Here is an 11,648-nt window from a genome sequence, read left to right as displayed (position 1 = left end):
ACTGTGATTTAGGTCATAAAGCCCGACTATTCGTCTCGATAAATCTGCATTGCCTGAATGCCGGTTTCGACCAGGGCACGATGATGGACCTTTCGCATGATCCGAAAATTATTGTTCTGCTTTGCAATCCTCGTCATCGCTGCCCCCGCAGCGGCAAATGAAGCGGAGCGTTGCCTGCGCGAAACCGGCGAAGCCGCAGTCGCCGCGTGCACGCATGCCATCAACTCCAGCGCGGGGCGGCCATCCATAAACTACACCCGTCGGGGCATTGCCCATCGCGACAAGGGCGATACGAAGCGTGCCATCGCCGACCACAGCGAGGCGATACGGCAAGATCCCAGATATGCGGACGCGTACTACAACCGCGGCAACGCCTACAGCGACAGGGGCGAAACGGACCGCGCCATCGCCGACTACACGGCGGCGATACGGCTGGATCCCGCCCATGCGAACGCACACTACAACCGGGGTAACGCCTACAGCAACAAGGGCGACACGGACCGTGCCATTGCCGACTATACGGAGACGATACGGCTGGAGCCGACCTATGCGAACGCGTACTACAACCGGGGGAACGGCTACAGCAAGAAGGGTGACACGAACCGCGCCATCGTCGACTACACCGAGACGATACGGCTGGATCCCAGGTATACGAACGCGTACTTCAACCGGGGAAACGGCTACGGCGACAAGGGCGATACGGCCCGCGCCATTGCCGACTACACCGAGGTGATCCGGCTGGATCCCGATTATGCGAACGCGTACATCAACCGTGGACTGGCCTACGAGAAGCTCGGGGATTTCGCCAGCGCGCGGTCCGACTTCAAGGCCACGCTCGGATTGACGCAGAAGGCCTCAAGATGGGCGCAGGACAAGGCGCGAGAGCGGCTCGCCGTCCTGCCTTCATCGCAACCTGCGGCGCCATCGATCGAGAAGACCAACGTCACGACAGCTATCGTTACGGCCACCGCGCCGATCTCGAACAATGATCGGCGCATCGCCCTTGTCATTGGCAACTCCGCCTATAAGAACGTGGCCGCATTGCCAAACCCTGTGAATGACGCAAGCCTTGTCGCCGACGTCCTGAAGCGCACCGGGTTTGAAACAGTCATTTCGTTGACCAATCTCCGAAAGGACGACCTGGTCAGCGCCCTGCGCGACTTCGCGGCGCGTGCAGAAACGGCGGACTGGGCAGTCGTATATTATGCCGGACACGGCATGGAAGTCGGCGGAATCAATTATCTCATTCCGACCGACGCCAGGATCACCGCGGATCGCGATATTGGATTTGAAGCCGTAGCACTTGAACAGGTTCTGAATGCAGCGGAGCGCGCCCGGAAACTACGGCTCGTCATTCTAGATGCCTGCCGCGACAACCCGTTCGCCAACCAGATGAAGCGCACGCTGACCGTTGCATCCCGTTCGGTATCGCGAGGTCTGGCCGCGGTCGAGCCGGAGGCGGGAACGCTGGTGGTTTATGCCGCCAAGGATGGCGAGACCGCGCTCGATGGCGACGGGACCAACAGTCCGTTCACGTCTGCCTTCGTCAGGAATCTTCCGACGCCCGGCGTCGAGGTCCGGAGGCTGTTCGATTTCGTGCGCGACGACGTCATGGAGGCGACCGGCCGCAGGCAAAAGCCTTTCAGCTACGGCTCGATTTCCGGCAGGCAGGACTTCTATTTCGTGGCTGGCAAATGACTTCCATACGAAATGCAACCCGGACCTGATCGCTGTCATTCGAATTGACAGGTCGGATTCATAACAAGTCGCCGGAGGCATCGAGCACGATCTCCCCTTCGATCCCGATCGCCTGCAGGAACGCCTCGTCGTGGCTGACCACGATCAACGCGCCGTCAAAGCCCTTCAGCGCGCCTTCCAGTTCCTCGATCGAAGCCAGATCGAGATGGTTGGTCGGTTCGTCCAGCAGCAGCAGGAGAGGCGGCCGCGGCCGCGCGAAGACGCAAGCCAGGCCGGCGCGCAGCCGTTCGCCGCCACTGAGGCTCCCCGCGATCTGCAGTGCTGCACGATTGCGGAATGCAAAGCGCGCCAGCGCTGCGTGAGCTTCATTGGCCGTGAGCTCGGGATTGAGGCGGCGCAGGTTGTCCAGAATGCTTAAGCCGGGATCGAGCAGGCCGATATGCTGATCGAGCACGGCAATGCGGTCGGTGAAGCGGCCGATGTCGCCGCTTGTGGGTGTCAGTTTGCCGGTGAGCAGGCGGAACAGGGTGGTCTTGCCGGAGCCGTTGGCGCCGCGGATCGCGATCCGCTCGGGTCCGCGCACTTCGAACGACAGCGGCCCGAACAAATGGCGCTCTCCGAAGCTCATCCCGACGTCCTTCAGCGCGATCAGTTCGCGGCCGCCGGGCAGGCCGGTACGCGGCAGGTCGATCGACAGCGGCGTCAGGATCTCGACCTGCGCCCTGGCCGTCTCCAGCGCTTCGACGCGATCGCCGAGCAGGCGGGCGGCGAGCAGGCTGTCGCGGGCGGCGCTGTTCTCGGCGCGCTCCTTTTCGCGGTCCATGAACATCTTGTCCTCGATGCCCTTGGCGCGCCAGGCGCGGCCGGCCTTGTCGCGGCGCGCCTTTTTCTCGCGACCCTTCTGCAGCGCGCGCTCGGTGTTACGCAGCGCATCTGTCGCGCGGTCGAGATGGTCGGCGGCACGGGCGCGCGCTGCTTCCCGCGCTGCCGCAAAGTCGGACCACGCGCCGCCAAAGATCGTGATGCCGACCGGCGTCAGTTCGACGATGCGGTCGACCCGTTCCAATAGCGCGCGGTCGTGGCTGGCGACGAGGACGCCGCCCTGCCAGCGCTCCAGCAGTTGCGCCACCGCCCGCCGGCCGTCCGCGTCGAGATTGTTGGTGGGCTCGTCCAGCAGCAGCAGATCCGGCGCCTCGATCAAGAGGCGTGCCAATGCAACGCGGGTTCGTTCGCCGCCGCTCAACGAGACGATCTGGCGGTGCAGCGGCAATGCGGGCAGTCCGGCTTCGACCAGCGCCGCCTGTATCCGCGTCGCCAGCGTCCAATCCGCTTCCGCTGCGTCGTCGAGCGATCCTTCGCCGCGTTCGAGCCGGCGCAGGCGGGCGAGGCCGCCGGCAACGCCGAGCGCTTCATCGATGGTGAGACGTTCGTCGGTCAGTTGCGCAAGCATGCCGATCGAACCGATGCGTTGCACCGATCCGCCGGCAGGCTCGATCCCGCCCGCGATCAGGCGCAGCAATGTCGATTTGCCGCTGCCGTTGCGGCCGACCAGACCGGTGCGCTCGCCGCCAATGGCGAGCGTCAGTCCGTCGAACAGCGGGCGTCCGTCAGGGGTGGCGAGGGAGATGGAATCCAGAACGAGATGGGCCGGCATGGAGAGCTTCCGAAAATGGACTGAAATCGCGGCGCGTGATCGGCTCTGCGAGGTCCATTTCTCTCTCCAGGGATGCTTGTCTGGTCTTTGCCAGGTTCCGCTTGCGGCAGAATTGCGATGGCGGTCAAATAGATAGCCGCTGGTTTCATGCGCGTCCAGCGTGCCGCCCGCGTGTCCCAGGCGGCCGGCGGGAATAGTCCGGTCACGGCGGGGTCTCTACCTCAGGCTGGACCGTGGCTTCGCTCAACGCTAGGAAAACCGGAGGTTCGCATGATGAAAACGGCAATCAGACTGGCAACGCTTGCACTGCTTTCAACCGCCCTGATCGTCTTGTCCCCGTCCATTCCGGCCTTTGCCGCGGGTGGCGGTGGCGGTGGCGACCCGCCGTCGGCCGCGCCTCCGCCGCCGGACACCAGGTCGGCGCCGAAGTCGACCTCCAAGGCCAAGAAGAAGGCGCCCAAGCAGTCCAGCGCCGACGATGATGCATTCCGCCAGGGTTACCGTGCCGCGCACGCGACGATCTATCAGCGCGGCGACTATGCTACGGCGATCGAGCAGCTCAAGGCGCTCGGCCACGATGACAACGCGGGCGTCGCCAATCTGATCGGCTACTCCTATCGCAAGCTCGGCGACTACAGACTGTCGCAGACCTGGTACGAGCGCGCGCTGAAGGCGGACCCGAACCATGTGCTGACCTGGCAGTATTACGGGCTGTGGCAGATCGAGCAGGGCAATCGCGACCAGGCGTCGTATCATCTCGCCCGCATCGCGGCGATTTGCGGCACCGGATGCGAGGAATATCGCTCGCTGGCCGCGGCACTGGAAAAGCCGCCCGGCACCGGCCTGGTCTATTGAGCGCCGCGATCGAGCAGGGCGGGCGCGTCGTCGGCGCGCTCGCTCCGATCGTGCCTCAGGCCTGCGCTCGCTGCGCTTCCGGAACGGCTGTCGCCGTCGGCATGGCGCGGGTGCGGAAGTAGTCGAGCACGAACAGGCGGATCGCCGAAGACAGATTGCCCTGCTGGCGATTGCCGTCGATCTCCCCGACCAGTTCGGACAGCGTCATGTTACGCAGGCCCGAGATTTCCTTCATGCCGTTCCAGAACGCCTCCTCGAGGCTGACGCTGGTTTTGTGGCCGGCCACCACGATCGAGCGTTTGACCACGGGCGACTTCATGACGCGTCTCCGTCATTGAGTTTGTGTTGGTCCAGAACATCGCTGGCGCGATCCTTGCTGCGCTCGTCGAGAGCACGTTCGGCCTTGGTCCGGCCGAACCGCGCGCGGTTGGCATCGGCCTGCTTTGCCAACTCTTCCCGCTCGTTGCGCTTCTTGAATCGCTTCAGGTTGATCACGTCTCCCATGTTCGCCTCCATCATCCGGCGACTCGAAGGCATGATGATTCATTGGTCGAAAAAATGTCGCGTCGTGCACAAGCAAATTGAATGGTCATTCGGAATCCCCGTGTATCGCGTAGTGATAGCATCAAAAAATAAATTTCGCTCTGCGAAAACTGAATATTTCCTGCTCCTACCATGCGTGGACGCGATCGCGATAGATGATCAACCTCATTCTTTACGTGCGATCCATAAGTTATGCGCCTCCTCCGTAGTTTCCCGGGGGCGTTATCCCGGGTGTGTCATTTTGTCCGGTTGTACCAGTCGTTCGAATTCGGCGGCACTCACCAAACCGAGACGTACCGCTTCTTCCTTCAATGTCGTGCCCCGCGCGTGCGCCTCCTTGGCGACCTTCGCCGCGTTGTCGTATCCGATCTTGGGAGCCAGCGCGGTCACCAGCATCAGCGAACGCTCCATCAATTCGCGGATTCGCTTTTCGTCGGCGCGGATGCCCACGACGCAATGTTCGGTGAAGGAGCGCGCCGCGTCCGACAGCAATCGAATGGAATGCATCATACAATATGCCAATACGGGCTTGTAGACGTTCAATTCGAAATGCCCCTGGCTGCCTGCGATGGTGACGGTGGTCTGGTTGCCGAACACCTGGCAGCACACCATGGTCATCGCCTCGCACTGCGTCGGGTTGACCTTGCCCGGCATGATCGACGAGCCAGGCTCGTTTTCCGGCAAGATCAATTCGCCAAGGCCGGAGCGCGGCCCCGAGCCCAGCAGGCGAATGTCGTTGGCGATCTTGAACAACCCGGTCGCCACCGAATTGATCGCGCCATGCGCCATGACATAGGCATCGTTCGACGCCAGCGCCTCGAACTTGTTGGGCGCGCTGGTGAAGGGAAGCCTGGTAATCACGGCAACGTGCCTGGCAAACAGCCTGGCAAATCGCGGCTTCGCGTTGAGCCCGGTTCCGACCGCGGTGCCGCCTTGCGCCAGCGGCAGCAGCTCCTTCACCGCGCTCCGCAGCCGCGCGATGCCGCTCTCGACCTGCGCGGCGTAGCCCGAAAACTCCTGTCCCAGCGTCAGCGGCGTTGCGTCCTGGCTGTGGGTTCGCCCGATCTTGATGATCCTGGCGAACGCCTTTTCCTTCTTGCGCAGTTCGCGGTGCAGTTCACTCAGGGCCGGTATCAGGTCGGCGGTGATGTGCCTTGCGGCCGCGATATGCATCGCGGTCGGAAATGCGTCGTTCGACGACTGGCTCATGTTGACGTGATCGTTGGGATGCACCGGCGCCTTGGCGCCGAGTTCGCCGCCGAGCATCTCGTTGGCGCGGTTGGCGATCACCTCGTTGAGGTTCATGTTGGTCTGGGTGCCGGAGCCGGTCTGCCAGACCACGAGCGGGAAGTGATCATCGAGCTTGCCGTCGATCACCTCGCGCGCGGCGCGGATGATCGCGCCGGCCCTGCGCGCATCGAGCAGGCCGAGCTCGCGGTTGGTCTCGGCGGCGGCGAGCTTGACGAGGCCAAGCGCATGGACGACCGCGACCGGCATGCGGTCCTGGCCGATCTTGAAATTCTGGCGCGAGCGTTCGGTCTGCGCGCCCCAATAGCGGTCGGCGGCAACCTCGATCGGACCGAAGCTGTCGGTCTCGCTGCGGGTGGATTTGTTCTTTGTCTTTGCTGATTGAGCCATGCATCATGTCCGTTGCGCCGTAACTGGCGAAACGAACATTACAGGGTCGCGGTTCTTCCCGCGCCTGGATTATTTCTTGCGAAAACGATCCAGCCGCACCACTTCGGCGCCTTCGCCCGTCTTCGCCGGCTCGTCGGTGCTTTCCACGACGGGCTCCGGCTCGGTGGTGGCGGGCAGGGCGGATGGCGCCGGGACCGCCGGCAGCTTGGCGGGCGGCGCTTCCATCGCGCCTTCCGCCGGCTCGAACTGCAGACCGAACTGGACCGACGGATCGAGGAAGCTCTTGATGGCCGCGAACGGCACCACCAGCCGCTCCGGAATGCCGCCGAAGGACAGGCCGACCTCGAAACGATCTTCGGTCACCACCAGGTCCCAGAACTGGTGCTGCAGGATGATCGTCATCTCGTCGGGATATTGCGCCAGAAGCCGCGGCGACAGCTTCACGCCGTCGGCGGTCGACAGGAAGGTGATGAAGAAATGATGCTCGCCGGGCAGGCCGTGTTCGGCGGCGTCGGTCAGCACGCGGCGCAACACCCCGCGCAACGCGTCGCGCGCCAGCACGTCGTAACGGATATGATCGGTCGCCATGGTCGTCCTGTACGTCTGGGCCGCCGGTCGCCCGACTCGCCCCCTTGTGCCCATGCTACCCCGGCGAGAGCCGCAGGTCAGCAGCCGTGACAGACCGAAATGCGGCAGAACGGCCCCGTCGGCCGGTGGCGAAAAAAAATAAAGTGGAGGCTTCTGTTGCCAGGTGCCTCCGGACCCCGCCTAGCGGAGCTTAACCCGCTAGGACTTCAGAGTGGTCTTTCAAACTGCGTTACGCAGCCTGAGCAACCGGAGCATAGTTGTCGTTTGCAACTATTGCATAGCCCGATAACGGCGGAACCATACCGAGAAAAAACGCGCCCTTTACGCCCTCGTCGATCCTAGTTCGCCCCCGCCGAAACCCATCCTGGGGATGGGCTTGGGTGGAGGCGCCGGGTACCGCCCCCGGGTCCGAATGGTTTATTGCGACGGTCATTTATTTCCATAGCCGGCGAACCGGCACCCCCAATATAGGGTGCAAGCGCGGAGAAAAACAGGCCCCGGGAGCCTGAACGGGAGGGGAACAGGGCTTCCCGCTTTCGCTTTGGTGTCGCCGAGTTGCGGTTTCGCCACGGGCTCGACCATCCCGAACGCAGCCGGCACACCATCAGCGCTGCATGGATTTTCGGCAGTGCGGACGTGATCGCGATGCTCCCGGCCCCGCGGCGGGGGAGAAGTTTGCTGTGCTGCCATCGCAGGGTTGCGGTCGGCCGCTCCGGAGCGAATGTCGATTATGGTCTTAAGGCGTCATTTTCCGTGCGGCCCGATTACGTTTTTGGTTTTGCTGGCGTTGTCCGGCGAAAGTCGCTAGCAAGTTTCCGGGACAAGCTTCCAGGTTATCCAAACAAGCGGGCGAAGCCGCCTTTGGGGAGGAGTATCGATGAGCGTTACGCCGGGCCAAGCGCCGGTCAAATCCATCATGCCAAAATGGGTTCGAAATCCGCAGGACTTCCTCGGCGGAATAGCCATGATGGCTATCGCCCTGTTCGCCCTGTGGGCGTCGAGCGACCTGCAAGGCATGCGCGGGTTCTCGTTTGGTGCCGGCACGGCACCGCGGATGTTCGCAACCCTGCTGCTGGGGCTCGGCGCAGCCATTGCCGCCGTCGGCGTTCTGACCGAAGGCCCGCATCTTGCCAAATATCACTGGCGGGGCCCGTTGTTTGTGACCCTCTCGATCCTGTCGTTTGCCCTCACGATCCGCTCGATGGGCATGATCTTCGCGGCGCTGACCAGCTTCATGATCGCTGCCTGCGGAACGGCGGAGACACGATGGCTGGAAACCTTGATCGTCGGTGTCTGCCTCACAGCGTTTTGCGCGCTGCTGTTTCCTTATGCGCTCGGCCTGCCTCTGCAGCTCCTGCCGACTTTCATGATCCGGTGAGGGTGTGATGGGCGATATTTTTTCAAATCTCGGACTCGGCTTCGGCGTCGTTTTCCAATTCGTGCAGTGGACCCCCGCGTTCCTCGGCGGAGCCTCCATTCCGATCCCCGTCAACATTCTGCTCTGCCTGATCGGCGCATTGGTCGGCACCCTGGTCGGCGTGCTGCCGGGCATCGGTACCATCGCCACCGTGGCCATGCTGCTTCCGATCACCTTCGGCCTGCCGCCGGTGGGCGCGCTGATCATGCTGGCCGGCATCTATTACGGTGCGCAGTATGGCGGCTCGACCACGTCGATCCTGGTCAACATCCCCGGTGAGGCCGGCTCGGTGGTCACCGCGCTCGACGGCTTCCAGATGGCCAAGCAGGGCCGCGCCGGTCCGGCGCTGGCGATCGCCGCGATCGGCTCGTTCTTTGCCGGCTGCGTCGCGACCGTGCTGATTGCGATTCTGGGCGCGCCGCTCACCAAGCTCGCGCTGGCATTCGGGCCTGCGGAATATTTCTCGCTGATGGTGCTCGGCCTGATCTTCGCGGTCGTGCTCGCGAAGGGCTCGGTGCTGAAGGCGATCGCGATGATCGTGTTTGGCCTGCTGCTTTCCATGGTCGGCTCCGACATCGAAACCGGCGCCTCGCGCATGGCGTTCAACATTCCCGAACTGGCCGACGGTCTCGGTTTCGCCACGCTGGCGATGGGCCTGTTCGGCTTTGCGGAGATCATCCGCAATCTCGATGCCGGCGGCGAAAGCGATCGGGAACTGGTCCAGCAAAAGGTCTCGGGCCTGATGCCGACGGCCAAGGATATCCGGGATTCAACCCCGGCAATCCTGCGCGGCACCGTACTTGGGTCGATCCTCGGCATCCTGCCGGGCGGCGGCGCCGTGATCGCATCTTTCGCGGCTTATACGTTCGAGAAGAAGATATCGAAGACGCCGCAGAAGTTCGGCCGTGGTGCGATCCAGGGCGTTGCGGCGCCCGAGAGCGCCAACAATGCCGCGGCGCAGACCTCGTTCATCCCGCTTCTGACGCTCGGCATTCCGCCGAACGCGGTGATGGCGCTGATGGTCGGCGCGATGACCATTCATGGCATCGTGCCGGGTCCGCAGGTGATGCAGAAGCAGCCTGAGCTGGTCTGGGGCATGATCGCCTCGATGTGGGTCGGCAACCTGATGCTGCTCATCATCAACCTGCCGCTGGTCGGCATCTGGGTGCGGCTGCTGCGCGTGCCGTATCGCCTGATGTTCCCGTCGATCGTGATCTTCTGTTCCATCGGTATCTACTCGGTGAACAACGCGCCGACGGATGTCGTCCTCGCAGGCGTGTTCGGATTGGTCGGCTACTGGCTGATCAAGCACGATTTCGAGCCGGCCCCGCTGCTGCTCGGCATGGTGCTCGGACCGCTGATGGAAGAGAACCTGCGCCGGGCGCTTCTGATCTCGCGCGGCGACTGGTCGGTGTTCGTGACCCGTCCGCTGTCCGCGGTGCTGATGGCGATCGCGGCGGCATTGCTGATCCTGACCGTCCTGCCGGCGCTGCGCAAGAAACGCGATGAGGTGTTCGTCGAGTCCGAGAACTGACCTGCGGCCCGGAACTGGCCTGCGGCGGTGCGCCGCAGGTTGAAGTCTGGCCGACTTCGCGTGAACTGATATTAGAGGCAGATGCCGGCTTGGGAGAGCCGGCATTTGTTTTACGGGCTGAAGGAACTTAACATGTATTCGTATGGACGCTCGCTGGCGAGCGGCTGCCTGGCTGCGCTCGCCGGGCTCGCACTGCTTGCTGCGCCGGCCAAGGCGCAGACCTATCCGACGCGCAATATCACCATGATCGTGCCGTTCGCGGCGGGCGGTCCGACCGATGTCATCGCACGCATCGTCACCGGCCATATGGCGCAGACGCTCGGTCAGGCCATTATCATCGAGAACGTGGTCGGCGCCGGCGGAACCACCGCCACTACGCGGGCGTCGAAGGCCGCCAATGACGGCTATACGCTGATCACCGGGCACATGGGCACGCATGCGGCTTCCGTGCCGCTCTATCCCAAGCTCGCCTATCACCCGGAAAAGGATTTCGAGCCGGTCGGGCTGCTTGCCGGCACGCCGATCCTGATCCTGGCGCGCAAGGATCTGCCGCCGAAGGATCTCAAGGAGTTCATCGCCTACGTCAGGGCGAACGAGAGCAAGGTCAACGCCGCCCATGCCGGCATCGGCTCGGTTTCCCACGTGTCGTGCGAACTCCTGAACTCGGTGCTCGGCGTCAAGCCGACCGGTGTGCCCTTCAACGGCACGGGGCCTGCGATGAACGCGCTGGTAGCCGGTCAGGTCGATTACATGTGCGACCAGATCGTCAATGCCGTGCCGCAGGTCAACGGCGGCACCATCAAGGCCTATGCCGTGGCGACGCCGGAGCGTAACCCGTCGCTGCCCAACGTCCCGACCACCACCGAGGCCGGCCTGCCGGCCTTCCAGGCCCAGGCCTGGAACGCGATCTTCGCGCCGAAGGGAACGCCGCCGGATGTCGTCGCCAAGCTGAACGCCGCGGTGGTGAAGGCGCTCGACGACGAGGCCGTGCGCAAGCGCCTGCTCGAACTCGGCAGCGTCATCCCAGGGCCCGCAGATCGTACGCCGGCGGCGCTGGGAACCCTGGTGAAGAACGAAATCGCGAAGTGGACGCCGGTGCTCAAGCCGGTGAATTAATCCACTAAATCAGCATGATGGGTGAGGGGCGGGACGCAGTTTCCGCCCCTTGCCGTTTGTGCCGGAGATCATCATTTTTCCGGGTATAATCAGCATGTGAGCGTCGAATCGCTGTCGATCGGCGGTCCCGGCCGCTAAGTTCGCGTCTCCGATAGAAGGCCCGAAGCTACCGCCATGAACCAGTATCACGACCTGCTCGAACGTATCCTCAGCGACGGCGCGGAGAAGCACGACCGCACCAGCACCGGTACGCTGTCGATCTTCGGTCACCAGATGCGGTTCAACCTGTCGGCCGGGTTTCCGATGCTGACCACCAAGCGGCTGCCGCTGAAGGCGATCGTGCACGAGTTGCTCTGGTTTCTCGCTGGCGACACCAACATCAGATATCTCAAGGACAATGGCGTTTCGATCTGGGATGAATGGGCCGACGCCAATGGCGATCTCGGCCCGGTCTACGGATCGCAATGGCGTTCCTGGCCGGCGCCGGACGGGCGCAGCATCGACCAGATTTCCAACGTCATCGGCATGATCAAGCGCAACCCGGATTCGCGGCGGCTGATCGTCAGCGCCTGGAATCCGGCCGACGTCGACAAGATGGCGCTGCC

11 protein-coding genes and 1 other RNA gene are annotated in these 11,648 nt (G+C 63.4%); 6 read left to right on the top strand and 6 right to left on the bottom strand.

Annotation, left to right across the window (positions count from 1 at the left end; genetic code table 11):
• Positions 1-111: 111 nt before the first annotated feature.
• The gene (locus tag V7E26_RS17560) at positions 112-1,698 is read left to right on the top strand and encodes a tetratricopeptide repeat protein (protein ID WP_324418272.1); all 1,587 of its coding nucleotides are present in this window, start codon (positions 112-114) and stop codon (positions 1,696-1,698) included.
• A 58-nt stretch (positions 1,699-1,756) separates the two neighbouring features.
• On the opposite strand, the gene V7E26_RS17555 is transcribed toward V7E26_RS17560, so the two are convergent.
• Entirely contained in the window at positions 1,757-3,352 is a 1,596-nt protein-coding gene (locus tag V7E26_RS17555; RefSeq protein WP_324418270.1) for an ABC-F family ATP-binding cassette domain-containing protein, read from the bottom strand.
• Positions 3,353-3,622: 270 nt separating this feature from the next.
• On the opposite strand from V7E26_RS17555, the gene V7E26_RS17550 reads away from it, so the two are divergent.
• Positions 3,623-4,207: a tetratricopeptide repeat protein gene (locus tag V7E26_RS17550; RefSeq protein WP_324418268.1), complete on the top strand. Its 585-nt coding sequence runs from the start codon at positions 3,623-3,625 to the stop codon at positions 4,205-4,207.
• A gap of 55 nt (positions 4,208-4,262) precedes the next feature.
• Here the strand turns inward: V7E26_RS17550 and V7E26_RS17545 are convergent, their stop codons facing one another.
• The 5 genes from V7E26_RS17545 to ssrA all read right to left on the bottom strand — a co-directional run bounded on the left by V7E26_RS17545 (position 4,263) and on the right by ssrA (position 7,473).
• A complete protein-coding gene (locus V7E26_RS17545; RefSeq protein WP_324418266.1) occupies positions 4,263-4,526 on the bottom strand; it encodes a ribbon-helix-helix domain-containing protein in 264 nt (87 codons plus the stop codon).
• A complete protein-coding gene (locus V7E26_RS17540) occupies positions 4,523-4,711 on the bottom strand; it encodes a DUF4169 family protein (RefSeq protein WP_324418264.1) in 189 nt (62 codons plus the stop codon). The genes V7E26_RS17545 and V7E26_RS17540 overlap by 4 nt, the downstream gene beginning before the upstream one ends.
• A 261-nt stretch (positions 4,712-4,972) precedes the next feature.
• Positions 4,973-6,388: a class II fumarate hydratase gene (fumC, locus tag V7E26_RS17535; RefSeq protein ID WP_324418262.1), complete on the bottom strand. Its 1,416-nt coding sequence runs from the start codon at positions 6,386-6,388 to the stop codon at positions 4,973-4,975.
• 69 nt (positions 6,389-6,457) lie between these two features.
• Positions 6,458-6,976 carry an SspB family protein gene (locus tag V7E26_RS17530; protein WP_324418260.1) on the bottom strand — a complete coding sequence of 173 codons (519 nt, stop codon included), beginning with the start codon at positions 6,974-6,976 and terminating at the stop codon, positions 6,458-6,460.
• Positions 6,977-7,118: 142 nt separating this feature from the next.
• Positions 7,119-7,473, bottom strand: a transfer-messenger RNA (tmRNA) gene (gene ssrA / locus V7E26_RS17525).
• Positions 7,474-7,853: 380 nt separating this feature from the next.
• Between ssrA and V7E26_RS17520 the strand changes: the two genes are divergently transcribed.
• The 4 genes from V7E26_RS17520 to thyA form a co-directional block, all read left to right on the top strand.
• Positions 7,854-8,354, top strand: coding sequence for a tripartite tricarboxylate transporter TctB family protein (locus tag V7E26_RS17520; RefSeq protein WP_324418258.1), 501 nt, complete (start codon positions 7,854-7,856; stop codon positions 8,352-8,354).
• Positions 8,355-8,361: 7 nt separating this feature from the next.
• Positions 8,362-9,927, top strand: a complete 1,566-nt coding sequence (locus tag V7E26_RS17515) for a tripartite tricarboxylate transporter permease (RefSeq protein ID WP_324418256.1) — start codon at positions 8,362-8,364, stop codon at positions 9,925-9,927.
• Positions 9,928-10,059: 132 nt separating this feature from the next.
• A complete protein-coding gene (locus V7E26_RS17510) occupies positions 10,060-11,043 on the top strand; it encodes a tripartite tricarboxylate transporter substrate binding protein BugD (RefSeq protein ID WP_324418254.1) in 984 nt (327 codons plus the stop codon).
• A 174-nt stretch (positions 11,044-11,217) separates the two neighbouring features.
• Positions 11,218-11,648: thymidylate synthase (gene thyA, locus V7E26_RS17505; protein WP_324418252.1), on the top strand; the 431-nt coding region annotated here is incomplete at its 3' end.

This window comes from Bradyrhizobium sp., assembly GCF_036735945.1.
Classification (GTDB): domain Bacteria; phylum Pseudomonadota; class Alphaproteobacteria; order Rhizobiales; family Xanthobacteraceae; genus Bradyrhizobium.
Note: the sequence above shows the minus strand (reverse complement) of the source record. Positions and strands in the feature narration are given on the sequence as shown.